Origin of the sequence: Streptomyces sp. NPDC058198 (assembly GCF_042882605.1) — a bacterium.
In the GTDB taxonomy this organism is placed as follows: domain Bacteria; phylum Actinomycetota; class Actinomycetes; order Streptomycetales; family Streptomycetaceae; genus Streptomyces.
Genome location: NZ_JBHVVP010000001.1, coordinates 423,827 through 447,282 on the forward strand (window position 1 = coordinate 423,827; position 23,456 = coordinate 447,282).

A 23,456-nucleotide genomic window follows, 5' to 3' on the forward strand; every position below is an offset into this window, starting at 1 on the left:
CGGAAACGCTGGGGGCTTCCCGGGGGGCGACGGTGGTGCTGGCTACACCCGGCCGTCCCGGGGTGAGCCAGGTCACGGTGGCGCCGCGCCCGCGTGGCTTCGCGGTGGGGTACCCTCGGCGGCTCCGACCCAGCAGTAGTCAAACTTGAGGAATGCGTCTTCGCTGTGCACAGGCTTCCCGCGGCAACGCTCTCCCGGATCTCCGAACTCGCCCGCTGTTCCACGGTCTTTCTCCCCGCGGATCCGGCCCGCACCGGCCGGATCGCCTACTGGCACCCCGATGGCGCGGAGCCACCGTCCGCTCCGGGCTCCGTGGAGGAGCTGGCCGTCGTCGACACCGAGGCCCACCCTCTCACGGTCAGGGCGCTGTTGATGCCTGTGCCGGACGCGCTCGCGGTCCTGACCAGGGCACGTGCCTCGGCGGACGCCTCACCGTCGGCCGCCTTCTGGGGCGCGGCCACGCTGCTCGCTCTGCAACTCGCCGCCCGGGGGCTGCTGTTGCCGGGTCTCACCGGTACGGATCACGACGCCTGGCGGGCCGGACCGCTGACCGCCGAGGATCTGGAGCGGGTCCGTACGCTCGCCGCCTCCATGCCGCCCACCGCGCACGCCGTCCCGCTCCGCACAGCGCGGCCGGGAGTGCTCCTCCTGCCCGAGCCCGAGCGGCTGTTGCGGGACTTCCTCGACGCGGTGGCCGACGCGCTGCCGCGTACGCCCGCCGCGCCGATCGCCGCCGCCGGTCCCGCCTTCGCCGCCGTGTCACCGGGGCAGTTTCCCGAACTGCGGGGCTGGGCTGCCGATGTGGCCGCCGGGCACGACGCGGGCGTACGGCTCTCCTTGCGCATCGAGCTGCCCGGCCTCCCGGACGGCGATCCACCGGCCGCCGGTCCGCCGGACAGTGAGGGCAGCCGCAGCGGCACGGCCGCGCCCGGACCCGTCTTCCGCGCCGTACTCCAGATGCACAGTGTCAGCGATCCCACGGTCGTCGCCGATGCCGCCGATGTGTGGTCGGGAGCGCGGTCCGCCGGAGCGCCGTTCGGCCCGCGCGCCCGGATGGACGCGCTGCTCGCCCTGCGCCGCGCCGCCCGGGCGTGGCCGCCGCTCACCCCGCTGCTCTCGGCCGCCGTGCCGGATGTCATCGACCTCGCGGACGAGGACGTCACCGAGCTGCTGGGCGAGGCGTCGAGCGCGCTCGCCGCGACCGGCGTGCGGGTGCACTGGCCCAAGGAACTGGCGCGCACGCTCACGGCACGCGCGGTCATCGGACCCTCGGACACAGAGTCGGACACGGAGTCAGAACCCGGTGACGAGGGCGACGGCGAGGGCGGCGACGGCTCCCGCCGGAGGGCGACGGATCTGCCCTCCTTCCTGTCGGCCGACGCGCTCCTCGCCTTCAACTGGCGGTTCGCGCTGGGCGATCAGCGGCTCACCCGCGCCGAGCTGGACCAACTCGCCGAGGCCGGCCGACCGGTGGTACGGCTGCGCGACCAGTGGGTACTCATCGATCCGGCGGAGGCCCGGCGCGCCCGCGAGAGCCAGGACCGCAAGCTCACCCCGGTCGACGCGCTCGGAGCCGTACTGACCGGCTCCACGGAGATCGAGGGACGCCGGGTCGAGGTGCGGGCGACGGGCTGGCTCGCCCAGCTGCGCGACCGCCTCGCCGACCCCGAGGGCACGGCGGGCACCGGGCCCGCGGAGCCGGAGATCGGGCAGCCCGCCGCGCTCACCGCGACGCTGCGCGACTACCAGCTCCGCGGTCTCAACTGGCTGCACCGCATGACCTCGCTCGGCCTCGGCGGCTGTCTCGCCGACGACATGGGCCTCGGCAAGACCATCACCCTCATCGCGCTCCATCTGCACCGGCAGACCGACGCGGCGGCCGCGGGACCGACCCTGGTCGTCTGCCCGACCTCCCTGATGGGCAACTGGCAGCGCGAGATCGAGCGGTTCGCGCCCGGTACGCCGGTACGCCGCTTCCACGGCGCCTCGCGCGCCCTGGAGGACCTGCGGGAAGGCGAGTTCGTCCTCACCACCTACGGCACCATGCGGCTGGACGCGCCGAAGCTCGCCGGCGCGGCCTGGGGCATGGTCGTCGCCGACGAGGCGCAGCACATCAAGAATCCGTACTCCACCACGGCCAGGCAGCTGCGCACCATCGGCGCGAAGGCGAGGGTCGCGCTCTCCGGCACCCCCGTGGAGAACAACCTCTCCGAGCTGTGGGCGATCCTCGACTGGACAACTCCCGGACTGCTCGGCCGCCTCGGCGCCTTCCGTACCCACTACGCACGGTCCGTCGAGAGCGGCGACGACCCGGCGGCGGCCGAGCGCCTCGCCGCGCTGGTCCGCCCGTTCCTGCTCCGCCGCCGCAAGTCCGACCCCGGGATCGCACCCGAACTGCCGCCCAAGACCGAGACCGACCGGGCCGTCTCCCTCACCAGGGAACAGGCCGGGCTGTACGAAGCGGTGGTACGGGAGACCCTCGCGGCGATCTCGGAGGCGGCCGGGATGGAGCGCCGGGGGCTGGTCGTCAAGCTGCTGACCGGGCTCAAGCAGATCTGCAATCACCCGGCGCAGTATCTGAAGGAGGAGCGGCCGCGCATCGCGGACCGGTCCGGGAAGCTGGAGCTGCTGGACGAGCTGCTCGACACCATCCTGGCGGAGGGCGCGAGTGTGCTGGTCTTCACCCAGTACGTACAGATGGCGCGGCTGCTCGAACAGCATCTGGCGGCGCGCGGTGTGCCGACCCAGTTCCTGCACGGCGGCACGCCGATCGCCGAGCGCGAGTCCATGGTGGACCGCTTCCAGCACGGTGAAGTCCCGGTCTTTCTGCTGTCGTTGAAGGCGGCGGGCACCGGGCTCAACCTCACCCGCGCCGAACACGTCGTGCACTTCGACCGCTGGTGGAACCCGGCCGTCGAGGCGCAGGCGACGGACCGCGCGTACCGCATCGGACAGAACCGGCCCGTACAGGTGCACCGGATGATCACCGAGGGCACGATCGAGGACCGGATCGCCGACATGCTCGCCCGCAAACAGGAGCTGGCCGACGCGGTGCTCGGCTCCGGCGAGGCGGGACTGACCGAACTGACCGACGCCGAACTGGCGGATCTGGTGGAGCTGCGAGGGAGCGCGCGATGAGCGGTACGGATACCAACGGCGGTACGGACGACACCGAACGCACCTTCGCCGCGCTGGCGCCCGCCGGGGGCCGGGGTTTCGCCAGGACCTGGTGGGGCCGCGCCTGGCTGCAGGCGCTGGAGGACACCGCGCTCGACGGCGAGCAGCTGAGGAGGGGACGCAGGCAGGCCCGCGAGGGCGCCGTCGGCGCCGTGTCCGTACGGCCGGGACGGATCACCGCGGTCGTACAGGACCGGGACGGCACCGCGCACCGCAGCGATGTCCTGCTCCAGCAGCTGAGCGAGGAGGAGTGGGACCGCTTCCTCGGCATGGCGGTCGACCGGGCGGGTCATATCGCGGCGCTGCTCGACCGGGAGATGCCGCCGCATCTGGTGGAGGACGCGGCGGGCGCCGGGGTCGAACTGCTCCCCGGCATCGGCGATCTGGAACCGGAGTGCGGCTGCGAGGCCTGGGACCACTGCCCGCATTCGGCGGCGCTCTGCTACCAGGTGGCCAGGCTGCTCGACCAGGATCCGTTCATCCTGCTGCTGATGCGCGGCAGGAGCGAGCGGCGGCTTCTCGGCGAGTTGCAGGTACGCAGCGTGGCCCGCGCCGCCCGTAGGCGCCAGGAGCCGCCGGGCGCGGAGGCCGGGACCGGCGGGACGGCGGCGGGCGTGCCGGCCGCCGAGGCGTTCGCGGCGCGCGACATCCTGCCGCCGCTGCCCGCTCCCGCGTCACCCCCGCCGGAGCCGGGGCAGCCTCCGGCCCTCGACACGGAGGCCGCGCCGCCCCCCGGGGTCGACGCGGACGCCCTGGAACTGCTGGCCGCCGACGCGGCGGCGCGGGCCCTGCGGCTGCTGTCGGAAGCGCTGGCGCCGGGCCATGAACAGCAGCCGCTGGAGGTCGAATTGACGCCCCACCAGGACGGCGTACGGCTCGCCGCCTCGACCACCGACAGCCGGCTCACGGCGCGGCTCGCCTCCGGCACCGGACGCCGGCCCGCCGAACTGGACCTCGCGGTGCGCGCCTGGCGGTACGGAGGCCCTGCGGCCCTCGCCGTACTGGAGGAGGAGTGGACGCCGGAGCCGGAGGCCCTCGTCCGGGCGAGGGCGGCTCTCGACGCGGCCTGGCAGGCCGGGGACCGGCCACAACTGCGGCCCGCCGGCGCCGGCCGCTGGACCGTGGCCGACACGCCGGCGCAGCTGCGGTACGGACGGGACGGCCGCTGGTGGCCGTACCGCAAGGAGCGCGGCCGCTGGGCCCCGGCGGGCCCGGCCGACCACGATCCGGCGGCGGCCCTGGCGGATGTGCTGGACGAGGGGTGAGGGATCGGGACCGGCGACGACGCGCCGCCGCACGGCCGACGGGACGCTTGCCCGGCCCAAGGTCAGACTCAGTCGCCGGCACAGCGAGATCCTGACGCTGCTCGGGAACCGCCCGGAGGGCATGGTGGGTGACGAGCTGCTGGCGGATACGAACCCGTCCCGTACCGCGGGATCCGTACGGGGGTTCAGTCGCTGCCGCCACCGCCACCACCGCAGGAGTGGCCGGAGCCGCTGTGCGTGTCGGAGTCGTGGCCTGAGTCGTGGTCGGAGTCGAGCGCCTTGCCCAGCCGGATCAGGGACTTGCCCAGCCCGGAGAGAAGTTCGGCTTCACTGATCACGCGGCTCAGCCGCCGGTCCGGGACGGCCGCGGGGCCCTCGAAGACGTACGCGGGAAGGGTTCCCTCCCGAGCGGCTGTCTCCAGGCTCTGCCGGCCCGCGTGGGTGAGGCGATGCCGGTAGCGGGTGCGCAGACCGTATGCGACGAGCCGGCGTTCGATCTCGGCCGTCTCGGCGCCGCGTGCCACGTCGGTGAGTACCGAGGCCACGCTCCTGCTCCAGGGGCAGAGCGCGACGAGGGCCTGTTCGACGGGGTGGTCCGCCCCTTCCCCCACCGGCCCGCCCGTGCTCTGCGCTGCGCGCACCCGCGGGCCGAGGACCGTGATGACGCCCCGCCCGCGCAGTCCTACGAGCGCGGTCTCCGCCACGCGCCTTGCCCCGCCCGCGAGATGGGCGATGTCGTACCGGTCCAGTGTCGGCGTGGCCGCCGTGGCCCGCCGCCGGAATATGGTCCCCATCGGTGATCCCCCCGTCCTGCTGTCTTCCCCGCCCTGCCGCTTCCCCTGCCATCAGTGTCGTCGGATCCGCCCCGGGCCAACCCCGCCGGAGCCGTTCTCAGAGCAGGATTTGAGGGTCCGTCCCGGACCGGCTCCGACGGTCCCCGCCCGCGTTCCGGCGACGATCACGTCGGCGTAGCGCCTCGGACACGTAACCGGAGCAAATCAGCACCCGCATCAAGGTCAGGCCCGAGCTGGAGAAGGCGCTCGCCCTGGCCCACCAGTTCAAGGAGGCCCCCGAGACGCCGATCATCTTCACCGTCCACGAGCTCAAGCGGCTCGCGCGCAACGCCGCCGAGCCCCAGGCCAGGGCCTCCAGCTCGAACTCCTCACCGGCCCGCTCACCGGCATCTACGACCCCAACGGCATGGGCGCCATCTTCTTCGCCGTGCTCGCCGTCGCCAGGCAGATCGAGCGCAACTACATCCGGGAGAAGACCCTCGTAGGCCAGGTCACCGCGGCGGCCAAGGGCAACCACGGCGGACGGCCGAAGGTCATCGATGACGACATGCTCACCTTCACCAGTCCCAAGGCCGGATGTTCACGAAGAACGGGTTCTGGCCCAACTTCCTTGGTCGGTAACGCAGCGTGCGCAGAGAGAAGACTGGCGCCGAGGCGGTGATCTGCCGTGGGCCTCGCTCAAGGGACATGATGATCAGACGTCATTGGCAGCAGCGAAGGAGCCCCGATGCCCGGATTCGATGATGCCAGCGTGCCTGAGTCGGCTGAGTCCAGCGCCAGTTCTGCTCGGGCCCGAAGCGGGCGGATCATCTTCCTGAATGGGACGTCCAGTTCTGGGAAATCCAGTATCGCGAAGGAATTGCTGCAGGTCTTGGACGGGCCGTACTTCCATATGCCGGTGGATGCCTTCCACGCGATGCGATCTCGCCGTGAGGTCTCCTCTGACGAGTTGCCCCACCTTCTTCGACGCACCTGGATGGGCTTCCACCGTGCTGTCGCCGGTATGGCCGCGGCCGGCAATAACGTGGTGGTGGATCACGTACTGAGTGAGGAGTGGCGACTGCTGGACTGTCTCGGGCTCCTCACGGCCAGGGATGTGGTCCTGGTAGGGGTGCGCTGCTCGCTGGAGGAACTGGAGCGGCGCGAGCGAGAGCGCGGCGACCGCCCGATGGGCCTTGCAGTCCGCCAATTCCATCAAGTACACGCGCACGGCCTGTACGACATCGAGTGCGATACGACCACGGCCAGTGCCGTGGACTGTGCCCGGCAGATCAGTAACTTCCTGCCGCGACGACCGGTGCCAACCGCGTTCGAGCAGCTCACAGTGAAGCTGCGCCCCGATCTACCGGCCGCTGACTGATGCGCCGCTCGGTCCACCGTCCGTACCGCCGGGTCAGACCCGGCACCTGCCGCACGAACGTCCGCCGACCGCACGAAGCGACCGGGCAGGCAAACCGCCGGACCCGCAGACAGAGCACTACCCGCTGCCCCGCGCTGGGCACATCAGCAGGAAACCGTAGGTAGGAACTATGAACCCGACTCGACCAAGTCCCGCAAGCCGGGCAGGCCGAGCCGGTCGCCGTACTGCATGCCTCGATACGTATCGCCTCGTTGTTCACGTCCACCGACAGCACCGACACGTCCGCGATCGACGGGAACAGCAACTCCTCCAGCCGGAGCACTCTCTCTTCTACAGCCCCGAACTGTCGGCCGTCCAAGATCGCCACTGATCATTTTCGGGCAGCTTCCCGAAGACCAGCTCGACCGCCAACCATCACTCAGTGTGCGCGCGTCACGGAAGTTGGGCCAGAACCGAAAGCGCTCTGGCCCAAATTGTGTGGAGCGGTCGCTCTCTGTCGCAGTATTGCCTCGAACAGGTGCTCAGTCGGTGAAATCACCGGTTCGGACGGTCCACCTAGTGCGCCGTGGTCGAGGAGGCGCAGGAGCTTTGGACTGGCATGTCGGAGGCGGCCAGTAGCCTCGGGCACCATGGGCATTCAGATCGATGTAGTGGCTGGTTACCTGATCAACGATGAGATGGAGAGGGTGCTCGGGTTGGCCGAGGCGGTTGGTGAGCCCGTCACTGTGACGTTCATGTGGGAGGGGCGTGAAGAGGCGGAACGTGCGGTGCTAGTGCCTGCGGCCACACTGGCGCTCTGGGAGCATTGGGCCCCCACCGCCTACCCGACGAGTGGCGCTGGGGACGAGAACCGGGCTGTGGCGGAGGAGCCGGAACTGGCCCACCCAGCGGAATTCGGCGCGTTCACGCTCCTTCGTCGTCGCGTAGGAGGGCGCACGGCGGTTGCTCGCAAAGGCGTGGTGGTCGCCGAGCTACTGGACCCCGACGAGGCGCACTGGCTTGAGGAGAAGGCCCGCAATGTCCGCCAAGGCTTCATGGATCCGAAGCAGAAGGCGGCGTTCGAGGAGTTCCTTGCCCGGCAGGTATCCCTCGATGAGCAGTGACGCGCCGATTCATGCTTCGTGGCTCTGTAATTGATCTTCGGGCTCTGGTCCGCTTCGTGCGGTGCGGTGACGCTCGGTCACGCCAACAGGACACGTTTGCGGAGGAGTTCGAAGCCTGCGCGGCCGAACATCTCGCGCTTGAGCATCTTGACGCGGTCGACGTGGCCTTCCACGGCACCGGAGTTCCAGGGCAGGGTCAGGCCAGCGGCGACGGCGTCAAGGTCGCGTTCGAGGTGTTGGGCGAACCGGCTGTCGACGGTCACGTATTTCCCCAGCTTTCGGGGTCTGAGCGTCACGTAATTCCCCACCCTGGCGGCCACGGATCCCCATGGACCGTGGGTGGTCCCGCTGATCGTGCTCGGCCCCGAGCGAGCGCCGGAGAATCCGGTGGACATCGCCGAGATACTGCCATCATGGCCGTCACCCAGCAGCTCGCCCGCATGCCGGCGGAGTATCTCGCCGCCTGCCGCCAGTCAGCCAGCGCGTCACCAGACGGCGGTCCTCGCTGGGATCCGCCGGCATCGGACATGCTGGACCTGGACTGGGCGCCGGCCGAGGGCCTCCAGCTCGGGGCAGTTGGCCAGCACGGCCTTGAGCTGGACCCGGTCGCTCTCGATCAGGGCGTCCGGGTGAGTCAGGAGCCGGCGGGTCACGGCGCGGGCCGATGGCGGCCGGGGCCCGACCGGCTGGGGTTTGCCCCGCAGACTTCTGCTCACGTAGTTGCGGACGTTGCCGTAGCCGTCCGGATAGCCCCGTTTTCTGATCTCCTCCCACAGCTTCCAGGCACTGGTGCAGCCTTCCTGCCAGCGCTGGTCGAGGTAGGGCTTGTAGGCGTCGAGCTTGGTCGTGCGGCTTTGCCACTGACCGGTGAACAGCTCCTCAGCCGTAGTGGCACGGGAGAACCGCAGGATCGTGCTCTTGCCTCCGCTGACCTTCGCCGGGTTACCCGCGCTGTGAAGCGCAAGCTCAAGATGCTGGCAGTACCGGCCGGAGCTGATCGAAGGCTGCCCAGCTGGCGCGGGACTCCTCTTGGATGGCTGACGGAACCGGTATGGGCTCCACGCGAAGGCAGTATTCGCTGGCAGGCCGGCGTCGCAGACTGCCAGGCTCCGCATATGAGTCCCCAGACCAACGGCGTGTCCGACGCCTCCTGGCTCGGCACACCGATCGACGCCCGCCCTCTGTTCGGGCCGGAACTGGCCTCACTCTTGGACCTGCTGCGCGCACTGCCGGCCACCGAATGGAACGAGCTGGCGGTCCCGGGCTGGAGCGTGCATGACCTCGCCGCACACATCCTCGGCGACTACCGCGGTCGCCTCGGCTGGAGCACAAACGGATTTCAGCCTGCCTCCGCACCCGGTGAAACCCTGGAAGCGTTCATCCATCGCGTCAACCAAGACTGGATCGATCTCCACACCGGCCACAGCCCGGCCGAGCTCATCGACGCCCTAGAACTGGCAGGTACTCAGGTCAACCGTCAATTCGAGGCCGCCGGCCTCGGTACGGCGGGACTGGCAGTGTCCTGGGCAGGGGCAGACCCGGCACCCACATGGCTCGACATCGCACGGGAGTTCACCGAGTACTGGACGCACCGCCAGCAGATCCGCCGTGCTACTGGCCGTGGCACGGATCCGGAGCCCAGGGCCCTTGCCACGGTCCTGGACACCTTCATGCGGGCCCTGCCCCACACGATGCGTGGCACCTCTGCAGCCGTCGGGACGAAGGTCCAGATGGACATCAGTGGTCCGGCTGGCGGCACGTGGACCGTGACAGCAATGAAGGGCCGATGGTCACTTGCCGCGGCACCCAATGGGCAGCCGACGGCATCGGTGACGCTGGACTCGGAGACTGCCTGGCGCTTGTGCACGCGTAGCATCGAGCCCAGTACTGCCCTGACACGCGCCCACATCCGTGGGGATCGTCAGCTTGCCGAAGCCGCCTGTCAGATCGTGTCCATCGTCTACTGAGGACCGGGCCGCCGAGACACCCTCGACCGCCCGTCGTTGGCCTACATGGCCACAGACCGACATCACCCATTCAAGTTGAGCCTGCCGAGGAGCCGGGACGTCAGAACCTGGATGTGCGGTCAGTTGCCGAGGGCCAACTGCCCCAGTTGCGGGGATGGTGAATGAGGCATGACCACATCGCTTGCGCCGTTGTCGCGCTGAAAGCCGACGCCCCTGGCACCGGTAAGGGCGAGGGGAGGGACTTGCTCTCAGGAGCCCTCCGGGGAGGCTGGAGGGCAGGGCCACGCGGGCGGTTCAGTCGGGGACAGGGAAGAGACGAGGGTCGCCAAGAGCGCGTCGTCGAGCAACCCCCAGCCTGTCGGGCGAAATTCCCCCTTGGCCCCCTCCCGCCCAGCGGGCGAACCCGCGCTGCTCTGGGGTGGCGACGGTCGGCGCCTCAGCACAGGTCGGGCAGATTCATCGCCATCAGCGGGGCGTACTGCTGCCCGGCGTAGCAGTCGCTGTCGCGAAGGTCGCCCTGGCCGGTCGGGCGCGGCAGGGAGACCTTGACCGCCAGCGCGCCGGGGTGGTTGACGACGAGGATCTGGTCTTCGTCGCGTTTGAAGATCTCGGCGAACAAGCCCGGGGTGAGGAAGCCGGTATCGACGAGCGCTTGGTAGGTGTGTTCGTCACGGCACATGAAGTCGAAGGTGAGGGTGAAGGGTCCGGCGTTCTTGGAGCGGACCAGGGAGCAGTAGTCGAGCAGGGTGGCCATGGTCAGACCTCTTCGGTGGTGGTGCGGAACAGTTCGGTGGGCGTGATACCGGTCGCGACGTGGTTGAGGGTGAAGCGGTACAGCGGGCCGCGGTCCATCTCGGGCGGCGAGTAGGGGTAGGCCAGGGTGGAGACCAGGCCGTCGTACTCGGGGATGGGCAGATGGCTGGAGGCGTGAGCCACAAAGGTGGAAATAGCGTGTGCGGTCGCCTGGTCGGGCGCGGTGACCGTGATGAGCACGCCCAGCTCTTCGGGTGCGAGCGTGTCGGGTTCGCGGTCGCCGAGGACTGCTCCCGCCCCGTAGAGCCGGTAGTTGATGTCAATGGTGCCGGGGTCGACCTGGCCGTCGAAGACGTCAAGGATCTTCGCTTCGAAGTACTTCTCGGCAAAGGGCAACAGTTCGGGCAGGCGCTGGATGACGACCTTGTCGCGTACGCCGCCGATGATGACGGTCTGGTAGCCGACGAGTTCGGAGCCTTCGAGCTTGTTGGTGTAGCCGTCGGCCGGCAGATAACCGGCGCCGGAGACCCGGACGGTCTGCTCGTCGATGGCTTCGTAGGTCGCGTGGGTGGTGTCCAGGGTGCCGGACGGCTCCAGAATGTGGAACGGGTCGGCGTTCTCGTACAGGGTGTGGGCGGCCACGGAGCGGGGGGTCAGACGAGTGCCTTCGGTGAGGGTGGTGACGTCGAAGTGGTCCTCGCGCAGGTGGACCAGCAGGCCGTTGGCGGAGGGCGGGATGGCGCAGGCCGCTCCGCACTCGATGGTTTTGGCCATGTGCCAGGTCAGGCCCGGGTCGGCGCCCTGCATGTGCGGCAGTGCGGCGAACAGCGCGGTGTCGCTGGCCCGCCCGGCCAGGATGACCTCGCAGCCGGTGGCCAGGGCCTGCTGGATGGGCTCGACACCCATCATCGCGACGGTGTGGCTGCGCGCGAACAACTCCCGCTCGATTTCCGGGGCGTTGGGCAGGGCTTGGATGCGGCCCTCGTCGTACAGGGTCTGGAGGCGTTCCGCGCTCTGGTCGGCGTAGAGCAGGCCGAGCTTGAAGTGCAGGTTCTCCTCGGCTGCGATGGTGCGGGCAAGACCGGCCACCCAGTCGACGCCCACGTCACGGCCGCTGGTGCCGCACGAGCCGATGATGAGAGGTACGCCGAGTTCGTCACGGGCCTTGAGTAGCAGGCGCAGATCACGGGTGACGGCCTGGGCGGAGAGCTTGGGGGTTCCGGAGCCGAGGGCTGCGGGGCCGGAGTCGGTGGATCCGGCATCACAGGCGATGACGTGAGGTCGGGCGGCGACGCCGCGCCGGAAGGCGTCGGCGTCGAACCCGGCGCCCAGGGCGCCAGTGGGGGCGAGGATACGGAAGTCCATGGGGAGGTCTTTCTGTGCGCTCTGTGCCGGGGCGTCAGGTTGCCCGGGGGATGGTGTTCTCCCCGGTGGCTTTGCGGGCGAGGCGGGTGAAGACGGTGAAGGTAATGGCGCCGAAGACGGCGGCGTTCAGGAACATGAAGCGCCACCCCGTGAGGTCGACGGTGATCCCAAGGAGCGCGGGCCCCAACGCCATCCCGGTGGCCGAGGCGACGGTGTAGAGACCGGTGTAGGTGCCCAGCACGCGGTCATTGGGGGCCAGATTCCACAGCGCGACCAAGGCGTTGACGGCGAAGACGGCGTACCCGATGGAGCTCAGGACCATGGAGACGATCGTCGTCGTGGGGCTCGGGTTGATGGATCCGGCCACCAGTCCCACGACGAACAGACCCACGCCGTACCGGATCGCGCGCACCTGGCCCAGGCGTCCCGACACGTAGGCGATGGGCACGACCGCGATCAGGAAGGCGACCGCACCGGGCAGTGCCAGGCCGCCCGCGGTTCCGCGGGACAGGCCCAGCACTTCGGTGCCGTACGGGGTGAGCAGGGAGCGCAGCGCGGACCACATGCCGGCGAAGCAGAAGATGCCGACCATCAGCAGCATCCGGGAACCGGAGGGATCCCGGACGAGGTCTTTGACCACTGCCCATGGCGAGGAGAACTCCGCCGCCGTACTCGTGTCGGCACCATCTGAGGCGTCAGTGTGCGTGGGCAGAACCGTCCCGTTGTGGCGGCGGCCCAGGAAGGTCCAGGACACGCCGAGCATGATCAGCATGAGCGCCGGGGGGATGGCGAAGGCCAGGGTGAGGCTGCGGTCGACCACCAGCAGGCTGACCAGTGAGGAAATCACGATGGTGAGGCTGACGCCGGCTTTGACGAATCCCTGGGCCTTGCTGCGGTTCTCCGGCGCGATGTAGTCGGAGACCAGGGTCTCGGTGATGCCTTTGAAGGCGTTGGCGATGAGCGCGAAGCAGACGACGCAGGCCATGAGGGCAGGCAGGCTGCGTGTCCATGGGATCAGTGCGAAGGGCACCGCGGCGAGGCAGGCACCGGCCAGGATGATCGGCCAGCGCCCAAGACGGCCGCCCGCCCGGCGGTCGGAGAGGAAGCCCATCCACGGCTGGACGATGACGCCGAGCACGTTGTCCATGCCCATGATCAGTCCCACCAGTCCGGCCGAGGTGAGGTAGTGGCGCAGCTGGGAGGGAACTTGGGCGTCGTAGAAGTTCCACACCGATTCTTGGGCGAAGACCGCCAGGGTCACCCACAGGACCGTGCTGCCGCTCATCCGGGCGGAGGCGGTGGCCGCTGGGGGCAGAGTGGTCGGCGCCCCGCCGGGGGAGGGCGGATGCGTGTCGTGCATCATGGCGGGCTCCTTGCCATATGCTATAGCAACAAAGTGCCTGTTCGACGACCGCCCCTGCGGGGCCGACGAGCAGACGGTTGGGGGATCAGCTGCTGGAGAGCTGGATCAGCGCTTCGCGGTGGTGATGCATGGCGAGCTGCTCGGCCCGTTCTTCGTCCCGTTCGAGCAAGGCGTCGAGCAGACCTCGGTGTTCGCGGTAGCGGCGGCGGAACGACTCGGCCCGCTCCGGGGCCAGCTTGATGGTCAGGTCCAGGCGCTCCTCGTCGCTGAAGGCGCGGGCCTGGTGCAGCAGGCCCTCCAGGACGGGGTTCCCGACAGAGGCCTCCACCTGGTGGTGGAACTGGCGCAGCAGTCGGAAGACGGCGGTGAGCCGCTCGGCCACCTCGGCATCCGGCCCGTGCTCGGCCACCGTCTGCTCCGTCTGTGCGACCAGGCGGTCAGCCCGGTCAAGGAGATCGGTCAGCTCGGCGAGCTGGGCATCGGTGGCGTTGCGGGCGGCCAGACGGGCCATCAGGGCGGAGAGCCGCACTTCGGCCTCCACGACCTCCGAGAGAGCGGAGGCGGAATGGTCCGCGATCCGCAGGGCCCGGGGCCCGACCCTTTCAACGACCTTCTCGTGTACGAGCTGGCGCAGCGCCTCGCGCACCGGGGTGGGGCTGACGCCGAGGCGGGCGGCGAGATCACGTTCGGTGATCTTCTCACCGGGCCGCAGGGCACCCTCACGCACCGCATCGCGAAGCCGCCGGTAGGCCTGGTCGGCCAGCGACGTGGTCTCCATGTGGCCGAGCGGGTTGTTGCTCATGGTCGCAAGAGTGGCTGCTGCTATAGCAAACAGTCAATAGGTTCCAGGCGCCTTTCGGGGACACCGCCCGCGCCTCAGCTTGCGACGGGCTTGGTCCGGGAGCAGTTGGTGAAGTCCTTCCAGGGCCGGGTGCCGTCGGCGAGCGGAGCGCTCGCGTAGGTCGGGTTGCCGGTCAGGGTCTGCCGGCGGTGCTCATGGGTGATGTCGATACCGAAGAGTTTGAATCCGAGACTGAACTGTCCTGCCGACAAGCCGAATCCGATACCGAGCGAGGCGTTCCACCAGTCGGTGTTGACCTTGTAGTCCAGTCGCTGCAACTGACCCTTGTCGTGCAGCAGGCGCTGGAGCGCGGAGGCGTCCGCCGGCAGCGGCTCGGCTATGGAGGAGGGGGACGGCATGGCCTCGTCGGCCGGGTTGCTGCCGCGTCCGCGCAGCCAGTCCTCGGCCGTGGTGCTGTCCTTCTCGTCGGAGAGGTCCACCTCGGCCGCCTCGGTGTGCAGTTCCGACTCGGTCTTGCCGCCGCCACCGCCGACGTCGATGGTCACCGGGCCCGCGTTGGCGCCGCCGCCGAGGGAGACACCTTCGTTTCCGCCGCTCTCCTGGCTCGTGGTGATCTTCAATTTCTGCGGATGGTGCGAAAGGCCGTCCTTCTCCTCGCGGTCGTACGCCTCCGCGTCGTAGGTGACGGCCACCTGCTGCATCCGCGATCCGCTCGCCTGGCCGCCGGGGCCGACCGAACCGTTGAGCGAGAAGGTGTAAACGAAGGTGATCTTGCCGGCGTTCGGGCCGGTCTTGTGGCGCATGACGACCACATCCTTGCTGAGCACGCCCGACACGCCCTCGGCGGAGATGTTGCCGACGCTCTTGGTCTCCGGCACGTCCTTGATGATGCTTTTGGACTGGGCGTTCTTGATGAGCTTGTCCAGGGCCTCTCCCTTGACGCCCGGGTTGTTCCTGGTCACTTCGTCGGCGATGGTCTTGCGCAGCGCCGCGACCTCTTTGTCGTTCTTCGCGTAGGTGCCGCCGAAGCTGACGCTTCCCGACGCCTCGGTGGTGGTCTTGGTGATGTCGACGTCCGGAGCGCGCTCCGGCTCCACGTCCGGCTTGTCCTTGTCGGCGTGGTAACTGCAGAGCATGCCCAGTTCGGCCGCGCGAGGTCCCGGCTTGTTACGGCACTTCTCGGCTTCCTTGAGGTATTCGGAGAACTGCTTCGCCTCTTCGAGGTTCGCCGCGAGGTCGACGTTCGGGTCATCCGTCTTGTGCGCGTTGAACATCCACTGCCCGCCGCTGCCGCTGCCGCGCATGTAACTGCCGCTGAGCGACGCGCCGCCGCCCCACTTCTTCAGACCCGGAATGCTCGCGTCGATCGACGCGGTGACGCCGCCACCGGTCGTACTCATTCGCTCCAGGGTGACCGATCCGTCGGACCACTGCGAGAGCTTGACCTGCTCCGAGGAGCTGATCTTGATGAACAGGATCTGGACGACCACGGTGTCCTTCGTGTCATCCACGGCAAGCAGGCACTTGGCGGGCTGGAACGGATCCTTCGCGCTCGGATCGTCCGTCGGTCCGGAGGACGGGGCGGATTCCGGATCGGTGACCGGTTCGTCCGGCCCGGTCTTCGATCCGGGCGGCTGCGATCCGGGGGAGCCCTGACCACCATCAGCGAGGTTGCCGGAGTCGCAGGAACCACCGTCTCCGCCCCCCTGCACCAGGCGGCACAAGGCTCTTTCGAAGCTGTCGTGCAACCCGGTCGAGATGGTCACGGCCCCGATGGCGCCGATCAGCAGAGTCACCACGGCTATGAGGCCGATGTATTCGACCGCGGTCTGCCCTCGGTCCGTTACGCGTCTTGACGTCATACGTGTGCCCCCTGCGCTTCGCGCTCGAGCGACCCCCGTCTGCCGTGGGCAGCGTAGGAGCGGAGGAAGCGATCACGGGAGGGTCCGTGGACCCAGGTCAAGGCCCAGGTCAGGCCCAGATCTGGGCCCAGATCTGGGCCCAGACCGAACGCCGACCGGACCCATTCACTCCTGGGCCCGGCCGAGCGCGACACGCCCTAGCTCTGCTCCCCGAGGCGCCAGGTCTCCACCCGCTTGTCGTACCCACCTGTGGCGATCCTCGGTTCGCCGTCGACCTGGATCTGGCACAGGGCTCGCACCCACCCGCAGCCGTAGGGCCCCAGGAGGAACGGGGCACCGCCCACGGTGCCCGTCTGCTCTCCGGTGTTCGGATCCCAGAGCTTCACACCCGGCCCGTCACCGCCGGAGGCCAGCAGGTGCCGCTCGCCCACCGTGATCTGGCAGAGGGCGTGCAGCCAGCCGAAGTCGTCCTCCATGACGTGGAGTTGCTCTCCGGTGGCCGGATTCCACAGCCGAATCTTCTCGTCGGTGCCGGCCGAGGCGAGCAGGATCCCGTTCGCGGTCTCTATCTGGCACAGGGCGTTCGGCCAGCCTTCATGACCGCTCAGTTGCCGCACCTGCTCCCCCGTGGCCGGCTCCCACAGTCGTACGCTCCGATCCACGTGTGCCGAGGCGAGCAGGTCCCGGCCCCCGGACCGTACCGCGCACACCTCCAGGACCTCGCCGGCTCCGGGCGAGAGGACACGAACGTGCTCACCGGAGCCCGGCTCCCACACATGGATCAGCCCGTCCTCCCCACCGGCGGCCAGCAGTGTCCCGTCCCCCACCCGTACGTGGCACACACCGCTCACAGCGGCGCTCGCCCCCTTGAGGACGGAGACCTGCCTGCCCGTACCCGGATCCCACAGCCGTACCGTCCGGTCCCTCCCGCCGGAGGCCAGCAGGATCCTGCCGCCGGTCTCCACCTCGCACAGGGCGTTCACCCACCCCCGGTGCCCCATCAGCATGCTGACCACGTCGCCAGAGAGCGGATCGCCGACCCTGATCACCCGTTGGGAGCCAGCGAACGCGAGCAAGGTCCTCTCACCCACGCGGACTTGGCACACAGCACTGAACCTGGGAGCGAGCTTCTTCCGGATCACCAGCCTGAGGGCGACCAGTACCACCACGACCCCCGTCGCGGTGAGAAGCGCCTGCCCCACTGAGAGCACCTGGAACAGAGCCAGCACGAGGACTACACCCAACAGCACACGCACCCGAAGGATCCGGAACGTCAACACGTGCAAGCCACGCAGAAGATTCATATTGAGTGCCACTGCGGTTGCCCCCCTCAGCAGAACTGATGCGACGTCAAGTATGGCGTCGTCCACGGCACTCGGGGGTGGGCATTGCCAAGGTTCGTCCGGGTGCAGGGGCTCGGGCGCAGGCCCCGCTGGGTCGCGTAGGAACATCGCGCCGTCGGTGCGGTGGGGGGTCTGCCGAGCCCGGGTGGATCTCTTGGCGTTCATCGGCCGTTCAGGTCGGCCGGTGGTTGGGCCGGGTGGGGTCGAACTACGGTGGGCGGCGGTTGTGGGGCGGGGCGGGTGTGTCGGGGTGGGGTGGCCCTCCGCTTCGGGGCCGTGGAGGGGGATTCGATGGTCAGATACGTCCACCATCAGCTGACGGGGGTCACAACGGCGGTGTGCGCCTCCGCCGTCGGCACGTTGGTGGCCTTCAGCGTGCGCGGGATTCCGGCGGAGGACGACAGCCATGGGCGGCTGGTCGTCCTCTTCCTGTTCGGCCTCGGCGCACTCGGGGCGCTCTTCGCGGCTTCCCCGGTCCCGGGGATCGGCGAGGTGCGGACCTTCAAGGCGGCAATGCCGCTGAACGATCCCGAAGCGGTCCTGCCCAGCGGCAACGCCCCGGTGCGCCAACGCCTCTTCAGCTGGCCGTTCCTCCTCATGCTCCTCGTGCCGTCGCTGATCGCGGCCCTCTTCTGGTCTCCGTGGGCTGCCCTGTACCCGCTGCCGCTGTCGGTGGAGTGGCTGACGCGGGCCTGCGTAGCGGCCCGCTGGGAGCGGCGGCACGGCCTGCTGCTGTGGCGGGGCGAGGTCGCGGAACAACCACTCGGCAAAGGGCAGTTGCTGTACACCTCGGTCAGGCCCGGGTAACCGGCTCGGCGCCGACTGGCGCGGATATCAGACGAGTGACTGGGTGCCGAGCACGGCGAGCAGCGCAAGGCGTTCGGCGTCCTGAGTGCCGGGCTCGGCCGTGTAGATCATGATGCGCAGATCGCTGCCCGCCACGGTGAGAACGTCGCAGTCCAGCGTCAGGGGGCCCACGTGCGGATGCTCGACGGTCTTGCGCGCGGCCGCGTGGTGGCCGACGGCGCCCGCGTCCCACAGTTCGGCGAACCGGCCACTGTTCAGGCGCAGTTCCGCGACCAGCCGCCGCAGGTGCTGATCGGCCGGGTACCGGCCGGCGGTCGCCCGGAGGTCGGCGACGAGTCCGGCCTCGAACGCGCGCTGTTCGCGCGGTGTGTGCCGGACCCGGCTGCCCGGGCCCAGGAAGTTCCGCCACACGCCGTTCCGCTCGTTGCCGCGCCACCTGGACGGATCGCCCATCAGCGCCGCGTACGGCGGGTTGGCCGTAAGCAGCGTCCAGGCAGCGTCGTAGACAGCGACCGGGGTGCCGGCCAGTCTGTCCAGCAGGCGCTGGACGCTCGGGGTGATGTACGAGGGCACCGTGTCCGGTCCCGGTGGTACGAGGCCGGCCATCCGGAACAGGTGTACGCGCTCGTCTCCCGACAGCCGCAGTGCCCGGGCCAGGGCCTCGACGACCTGCGCCGACGGATTGGTCGCCCTGCCCTGTTCGAGGCGGGTGACGTAGTCGACGGAGATCTGGGCCAGCAGGGCCAGCTCCTCACGGCGCAGTCCGGCCGCGCGCCGCTGCCCGCCGGCGGGCAACCCGGCGGCCTCCGGTGAGACCCGGTCGCGCCAACGGCGCACCGCCTGCCCGAACTCCGCTTTCGTCATGGTCACCAGTGTGTACCGCCGACCGCTGATCTCCCTGGTACTGGCAGTCCCAGGAAGATCCGAGCGCTGGCTGATCACACCGCGCGACCGGAACCTGGAGGCATGACGACAACCCTGATCACCGGAGCGAACAAGGGTCTCGGCTTCGAGACCGCCCGCCGACTCATCGCGGCGGGCCACACCGTCTACCTGGGCAGCCGGGACGCCGAACGCGGGCGCCGGGCCGCCGAGCGGCTGGGCGCGCGGACCGTCCAGCTCGACGTCACCGACGACGCGTCCGTGGCGGCTGCCGCCGCGGCCATCGAGGCCGGCGGAGGGCTCGACGTACTGATCAACAACGCGGGAATCGAGGAAAGGGACGCCGACAACAACGTGATCGGCCCCGCGGACGTGACCGCCGGCACGATGCGGGAGACGTTCGAGACAAATGTCTTCGGCATGGTGCGTGTCACTCACGCGTTCCTGCCGCTGCTGCGGCGCTCCGCCGCCCCGGTCGTGGTCAATCTCAGCAGCGGGCTGGGCTCGCTGACCCGGGTCACCGACGCGGGCACCCCAACGTACGCGTACCCGGGCGTGGCCTATCCGGCCTCGAAGACCGCGGTCAACATGATCACCGTGCAGTACGCGAAGGCGTTCCCGGACATGCGGATCAACGCGGTCGAGCCCGGCTACACCAAGACCGACCTGAACGGGAACACCGGCATCCAGACGGTCGAGCAGGGCGCCGAGATCATCGTCCGTATGGCGCAGGTGGAGCCCGACGGCCCCACCGGAGGCTACTTCGACGCCGAAGGACCCCTCCCCTGGTAAGCCGGTTGGTAAGCCGCTGATAAGCCGGTGCCGGGAGCGGTTCCGCGGGGCCCCAAGTAAATTCTGGGTGAAGTAACAGGAGCGTCGGTGGTCCCGGCCCCTGGACTCCCACAAGGGAAACCGTCCACCTGCCCTCTTTACGGTCCGCGTGGGGCGGCTCGCATGTCCGCGACCGCCCCCCGCCGCGACCTTGGAGTGCCGTTGACGACCTGTCTGGGACATGCCAGCGTAGAGCTTTCCGGGAGGCAATCCGGGCAACGCGTTGCGCACGTACAGGGGGAAGCCATGAAGGCGGCCGGTTCCGACTGACCGCGCCGCGGCCACTCCTCTTGAGCAGCTCGGATCATAGCGTCCAACATTCCGACCAGTCTGTATGTTTTCGAGCCATCGCGCGCACAGTTCGCCACCCACCACGCCCGTTGCCCGTGCGCTGCCTCGAAAACAAGGACGTCCCTGGGGGGATCTGACCGTGACCACCACGAGACAGTTTGCCGCTGCACCCGAAAACACCGCGACCGAAGAATTACCGGCGGACCTCACGCGGCGCGCGTGCGTGATCCGCGCGTCGGCGGACCCGAACGCCGCCGCGAACGTCCTGCTCACCGAAGCGACGCGTACGGAGACCGACCGCTACTCCGTGGAAGCGCACTGGCCGTATTACCGGGCCTCGTCCGGGGCGGGCCCGGGCGGGTCCGCGGACCCGGGCGCGCCCGCGGACCCGCTGTTGCTGGTCGAGACCGTCCGGCGGGCGAGCTGTTACCTCTCGCACCTGCACTACGGGGTTCCGCATCATCGTCCCTCCATGCTGACCAGCGTCGACTACACATCGGAGCCGGCCGGACGGAGAGCCGGAACGGAGGCCGGCGGCTCCCGGACCGTCCGGATCGATATCACCTGCACCGTTGACACCGACCACCCCGATCTGTTCGGCATGTCGCTGGACGCCGGCGTGTACGTGGGGGGACAGCGCGTCGGCCAAGTGGGCATGGGCTGGCAGGCACTCAGCCCCGGCCGCTGCGACGTCGTCCACCGCGTGTCGGCTCCCGCCGTCATCGGTCTCCACGACCGGGACGTGACACTGGCCGCCGCCGGGGAGAATTCCTGGGAGCTGAGACCGGGCACCGGATGTTCGGCCGGCTTCGGCAGCGGCTGTGGTCACATCCCGGGCATGACCCTGCTCGAAGCCTTCCACCGGGCCGCGTCGCTGATGGCCTCACGAAGTGGGGGCGCGGAGTCCGCCGACCGGACATGGGCCCTTGCTTCCGGCGCTGTGGCCTTCGAGGAGTTCGGTGAGCCGGGCACTCCCGTGATCATCACGGCCACGCCCGCCGGTGAGCAGCCGAGAGGCGGGCAGTTCGCCGTACGGGTCGCCGCCCGGCAGGGCGACGACGTCCTGGCCACGGCGGCGCTGCTCGGCTCCGTGACCACCACCCGCTCGTCCACCCGCTCGCCGACCGTCGCCGACCGAAGGCCGTGACACCCCGCTCCCCCGGCGCCGGTCGGCGCCGGGGGAACCGATTACGGCGCCGGGTCAGGCATGCGCGCGCTCCGCGGCCTGCTGAATCCCCGAGAGGACGAGGGCGAGCCCCCGGTCGAACTCCTCGTCGGCGTAGTCGGCGCTGACCGAGGCGAGTCGGGAGAGGGCGGGGAGGGTGCCCTCCGTGAGGGCCTCGATGCGATGGGCCTCGGCGGCCGCGGCACCCTCCGGCGCGAGAGGGCCGGCGAGTTCGGCTTGGGCGAGGCCCATCACGAAGGCCATGACGGCCCGGAAGGCGGCGAGCAGATCGGCGCCGTCGAGGCCTGAGCGGGTGAGGGCGGCGGCCAGGACCTCCGCCGGGGCCAGACCTGCCGGGCTGGACGTGCGGCGCGTGAGGAGGAGCGGCACAGCGGCCGGGTGCGCCCGGACCGCGCGCCACAGGGCGGTGGCGGCGGCCCGCGTGTCGGCGGCCCAGTCGTCGGTGGGTTCCGGTGTGTCCACGCGAGCGGCGACGGCGTCGACCACGAGTTCCTCAAGCGCCTCGCGGCCATTGACGTAGTTGTAGAGCGTCATCGGGCCCGTCCGCAGTGCTCCCGCGAGCGAGCGCATCGACAGCCCGGCCAGGCCGTCGCGATCGACGATGGCCAGCGCCTGCTGCTGGATCTCCGCCAGTGTGAACCGGGCTCTCATCGTCACTCTCCACTTGACACGTACGCCGTACGTATTCGAATCTACTACACGTACAGCGTACGTATCCGAGTGAGGACACCCACCCATGCCCGAAACCCACCACACCTCGTTCCTCTCCCAGGGGCAGCGGTGCGCCGCGTGGATCACCTGTCCGACCGGCGACGGCCCCCACCCGGCCGTGGTCCTCGTCCACGGCTTCGGCGCCACCCACGACATGCGGCTCGACCAGTACGAGCAGGCCTTCGCAGACGCCGGGATGGTCGTCCTGTCCTTCGACTTCCGGCACATCGGCGCCTCCGAGGGAATACCCCGGCAGTTGGTCTCGATCCCCCGACAGCTGGCCGACATCGACGCGGCGCTGGCCTTCCTCGCCGAGGACCCGCGCGTCGATCCGACGCGGATCGCCCTGTGGGGGACCTCGATGGGAGCCACCCACGTCCTGCTCGCGGCAGCCCAACATCCCGAGCTCGCCGCCGCGGTCGTGCAGTGCCCCGTCATGAACACCAAGAACGCGGCATTCAGCTCCGGCATCGGCGCCGTCGCGAAGCTCGCCGGCCCGATCACCAGTGACCTGATCCGCGCCGCACTCCGCCTGCCGCGCCGTTACGTTCCCCTCGTCGACGACCCCGGAAAGACCGCGATCGTGACCGTGCCCGGGGCCAAGGACGGCTGGTACGGCATGGTTCCGCCCGGTGCGTCGTTCGACAACCGCGTGACGGCCTCGGTCGGTTTCGAACTCGTCAAGCTCAACGCCTCCCGCCGCGCCGCGTCGATCCGGGCCCCACTCCTGGTCTGCGTCTCCGACCACGAGACCCTCATGGACCCGCGGATCGCCGCGAAGACGGCGCAGCGCGCGCCCCGGGGCACCGCCCTGCACTACCCCGCCGACCACTTCGAGGTCTACCACCCGCCGCTCGTCGACCGCATCATCCGCGACCAGGTCGCGTTTTTGACCCGGCACCTGCGGCCGACGGCGCTCAGCGAGGCCGGCCGTGACTGACCACGCCGCGCTCCTCGCCCGCCAGGACGACGACTTCTCCTCGTTCGCCCGCACCCTCACCGACGACGAGTGGCACCGCCCCAGCCTGTGCGCCGGCTGGACCAATCAGGACGTCCTCGCCCACCTCGTCCTCGGACTGCGGCTTCCGCTGCCACGGCTGCTCGTCGCCATGGGAAGCCACCGCGGATCCTTCGACAGCGCCAACGAGGACCTCTCACGCCGCCACGGCCACCGTCACACTCCGTACGAGCTCCTCGACGCCTTCGACCGGGCCCGCGTCCGACCGCGCGGCATCGGACGGCTCCTGCCCACCCCGCTCATGCTCGGCGACCACACCGTCCACCACCTCGACATCGCCCTCGCCCTGGACCGGCCGGCCCGCATCACTCCGAAGGTCGCCAACGCCGTCCTGAAGATCGAGACGACCCTCCCCAACCCGTTCATCCCGGCCCGCGCCCGAGCCCGCGGCCTCACCCTCCGCACCACCGACACCGACTGGCACCGCCCCGGCGACCAGAACCTCGACGTCGCCGGCGCCGCCGAGCACCTCATCTCCGTCCTCGCCGGCCGCCGTCACGCCCTGCCCCACCTCACCGGCAACGGCACCGCCGCCCTGCGAACCCGGCTGTGAGCGCGATTCCCCGGGCCGACGAG

Annotated in this window: 23 protein-coding genes; 11 read left to right on the top strand and 12 right to left on the bottom strand. The window is 69.7% G+C overall.

All coding sequences use genetic code 11. The features are described 5' to 3' along the window. Positions 1 to 165 precede the first annotated feature (165 nt). Both ACFVWW_RS01895 and ACFVWW_RS01900 read left to right on the top strand, forming a co-directional pair. Positions 166 to 3,138 carry a DEAD/DEAH box helicase gene (locus ACFVWW_RS01895; RefSeq protein WP_386875306.1) on the top strand — a complete coding sequence of 991 codons (2,973 nt, stop codon included), beginning with the start codon at positions 166 to 168 and terminating at the stop codon, positions 3,136 to 3,138. After that, on the top strand, positions 3,135 to 4,442 hold the full coding sequence (locus ACFVWW_RS01900; RefSeq protein ID WP_384327792.1) for an SWF or SNF family helicase: 1,308 nt from the start codon (positions 3,135 to 3,137) through the stop codon (positions 4,440 to 4,442). The genes ACFVWW_RS01895 and ACFVWW_RS01900 overlap by 4 nt, the downstream gene beginning before the upstream one ends. A 185-nt stretch (positions 4,443 to 4,627) precedes the next feature. On the opposite strand, the gene ACFVWW_RS01905 is transcribed toward ACFVWW_RS01900, so the two are convergent. Continuing rightward, positions 4,628 to 5,236, bottom strand: a complete 609-nt coding sequence (locus ACFVWW_RS01905; RefSeq protein ID WP_384327795.1) for a TIGR04222 domain-containing membrane protein — start codon at positions 5,234 to 5,236, stop codon at positions 4,628 to 4,630. 406 nt (positions 5,237 to 5,642) lie between these two features. Between ACFVWW_RS01905 and ACFVWW_RS01910 the strand changes: the two genes are divergently transcribed. Both ACFVWW_RS01910 and ACFVWW_RS01915 read left to right on the top strand, forming a co-directional pair. Continuing rightward, positions 5,643 to 5,897, top strand: coding sequence for a hypothetical protein (locus ACFVWW_RS01910; RefSeq protein WP_386875308.1), 255 nt, complete (start codon positions 5,643 to 5,645; stop codon positions 5,895 to 5,897). A gap of 66 nt (positions 5,898 to 5,963) precedes the next feature. Next, positions 5,964 to 6,596: a chloramphenicol phosphotransferase CPT family protein gene (locus ACFVWW_RS01915; protein WP_386875310.1), complete on the top strand. Its 633-nt coding sequence runs from the start codon at positions 5,964 to 5,966 to the stop codon at positions 6,594 to 6,596. Here the strand turns inward: ACFVWW_RS01915 and ACFVWW_RS01920 are convergent. After that, the gene (locus ACFVWW_RS01920; protein ID WP_386875312.1) at positions 6,556 to 6,963 is read right to left on the bottom strand and encodes a transposase family protein; all 408 of its coding nucleotides are present in this window, start codon (positions 6,961 to 6,963) and stop codon (positions 6,556 to 6,558) included. The genes ACFVWW_RS01915 and ACFVWW_RS01920 overlap by 41 nt on opposite strands. 262 nt (positions 6,964 to 7,225) lie before the next feature. On the opposite strand from ACFVWW_RS01920, the gene ACFVWW_RS01925 reads away from it, so the two are divergent. Beyond that, positions 7,226 to 7,699, top strand: a complete 474-nt coding sequence (locus tag ACFVWW_RS01925) for a hypothetical protein (protein ID WP_386875313.1) — start codon at positions 7,226 to 7,228, stop codon at positions 7,697 to 7,699. A gap of 77 nt (positions 7,700 to 7,776) precedes the next feature. On the opposite strand, the gene ACFVWW_RS01930 is transcribed toward ACFVWW_RS01925, so the two are convergent. Together ACFVWW_RS01930 and ACFVWW_RS01935 are read right to left on the bottom strand one after the other, a co-directional pair. Beyond that, positions 7,777 to 7,962: a hypothetical protein gene (locus tag ACFVWW_RS01930; RefSeq protein ID WP_386876805.1), complete on the bottom strand. Its 186-nt coding sequence runs from the start codon at positions 7,960 to 7,962 to the stop codon at positions 7,777 to 7,779. 222 nt (positions 7,963 to 8,184) lie between these two features. After that, entirely contained in the window at positions 8,185 to 8,814 is a 630-nt protein-coding gene (locus ACFVWW_RS01935) for a hypothetical protein (protein WP_386875315.1), read from the bottom strand. On the opposite strand from ACFVWW_RS01935, the gene ACFVWW_RS01940 reads away from it, so the two are divergent. Further along, positions 8,815 to 9,666 (top strand): maleylpyruvate isomerase family mycothiol-dependent enzyme, encoded by an 852-nt coding sequence (locus ACFVWW_RS01940; protein WP_386875316.1) that lies wholly within the window; start codon positions 8,815 to 8,817, stop codon positions 9,664 to 9,666. It begins immediately after the preceding gene. Positions 9,667 to 10,102: 436 nt separating this feature from the next. On the opposite strand, the gene ACFVWW_RS01945 is transcribed toward ACFVWW_RS01940, so the two are convergent. The 6 genes from ACFVWW_RS01945 to ACFVWW_RS01970 all read right to left on the bottom strand — a co-directional run bounded on the left by ACFVWW_RS01945 (position 10,103) and on the right by ACFVWW_RS01970 (position 16,887). Then, the gene (locus ACFVWW_RS01945; RefSeq protein WP_386875318.1) at positions 10,103 to 10,420 is read right to left on the bottom strand and encodes a DUF4387 domain-containing protein; all 318 of its coding nucleotides are present in this window, start codon (positions 10,418 to 10,420) and stop codon (positions 10,103 to 10,105) included. A gap of 2 nt (positions 10,421 to 10,422) precedes the next feature. After that, positions 10,423 to 11,784, bottom strand: coding sequence for an acyclic terpene utilization AtuA family protein (locus tag ACFVWW_RS01950; protein WP_386875319.1), 1,362 nt, complete (start codon positions 11,782 to 11,784; stop codon positions 10,423 to 10,425). 34 nt (positions 11,785 to 11,818) lie between these two features. Next, positions 11,819 to 13,147: an MFS transporter gene (locus ACFVWW_RS01955; RefSeq protein WP_386875321.1), complete on the bottom strand. Its 1,329-nt coding sequence runs from the start codon at positions 13,145 to 13,147 to the stop codon at positions 11,819 to 11,821. A gap of 85 nt (positions 13,148 to 13,232) precedes the next feature. Beyond that, complete coding sequence (locus tag ACFVWW_RS01960) at positions 13,233 to 13,949, bottom strand: GntR family transcriptional regulator (RefSeq protein ID WP_386875323.1); 717 nt, start codon at positions 13,947 to 13,949, stop codon at positions 13,233 to 13,235. 74 nt (positions 13,950 to 14,023) lie between these two features. Then, a complete protein-coding gene (locus ACFVWW_RS01965) occupies positions 14,024 to 15,811 on the bottom strand; it encodes a hypothetical protein (protein ID WP_386875325.1) in 1,788 nt (595 codons plus the stop codon). A gap of 197 nt (positions 15,812 to 16,008) precedes the next feature. Beyond that, the gene (locus tag ACFVWW_RS01970) at positions 16,009 to 16,887 is read right to left on the bottom strand and encodes a WD40 repeat domain-containing protein (RefSeq protein ID WP_386875326.1); all 879 of its coding nucleotides are present in this window, start codon (positions 16,885 to 16,887) and stop codon (positions 16,009 to 16,011) included. A 558-nt stretch (positions 16,888 to 17,445) separates the two neighbouring features. On the opposite strand from ACFVWW_RS01970, the gene ACFVWW_RS01975 reads away from it, so the two are divergent. Further along, positions 17,446 to 17,961: a hypothetical protein gene (locus ACFVWW_RS01975; protein ID WP_386875328.1), complete on the top strand. Its 516-nt coding sequence runs from the start codon at positions 17,446 to 17,448 to the stop codon at positions 17,959 to 17,961. 27 nt (positions 17,962 to 17,988) lie between these two features. Here the strand turns inward: ACFVWW_RS01975 and ACFVWW_RS01980 are convergent, their stop codons facing one another. Next, entirely contained in the window at positions 17,989 to 18,825 is an 837-nt protein-coding gene (locus ACFVWW_RS01980) for a helix-turn-helix transcriptional regulator (RefSeq protein WP_386875330.1), read from the bottom strand. A 102-nt stretch (positions 18,826 to 18,927) separates the two neighbouring features. Here ACFVWW_RS01980 and ACFVWW_RS01985 point away from each other — a divergent pair, with 102 nt between their 5' ends. Then, positions 18,928 to 19,635 (top strand): SDR family NAD(P)-dependent oxidoreductase, encoded by a 708-nt coding sequence (locus ACFVWW_RS01985; RefSeq protein WP_386875331.1) that lies wholly within the window; start codon positions 18,928 to 18,930, stop codon positions 19,633 to 19,635. A gap of 553 nt (positions 19,636 to 20,188) precedes the next feature. Beyond that, positions 20,189 to 21,112, top strand: coding sequence for an AfsA-related hotdog domain-containing protein (locus ACFVWW_RS01990; protein ID WP_386875333.1), 924 nt, complete (start codon positions 20,189 to 20,191; stop codon positions 21,110 to 21,112). Positions 21,113 to 21,166: 54 nt separating this feature from the next. Here ACFVWW_RS01990 and ACFVWW_RS01995 read toward each other — a convergent pair whose 3' ends face one another. Beyond that, entirely contained in the window at positions 21,167 to 21,802 is a 636-nt protein-coding gene (locus ACFVWW_RS01995; protein ID WP_386875335.1) for a TetR/AcrR family transcriptional regulator C-terminal domain-containing protein, read from the bottom strand. Between the two features lie 85 nt (positions 21,803 to 21,887). Between ACFVWW_RS01995 and ACFVWW_RS02000 the strand changes: the two genes are divergently transcribed. Next, on the top strand, positions 21,888 to 22,802 hold the full coding sequence (locus ACFVWW_RS02000; protein WP_386875337.1) for an alpha/beta hydrolase: 915 nt from the start codon (positions 21,888 to 21,890) through the stop codon (positions 22,800 to 22,802). Continuing rightward, a complete protein-coding gene (locus tag ACFVWW_RS02005; RefSeq protein ID WP_386875339.1) occupies positions 22,795 to 23,433 on the top strand; it encodes a maleylpyruvate isomerase family mycothiol-dependent enzyme in 639 nt (212 codons plus the stop codon). The genes ACFVWW_RS02000 and ACFVWW_RS02005 overlap by 8 nt, the downstream gene beginning before the upstream one ends. Positions 23,434 to 23,456 lie beyond the last annotated feature (23 nt).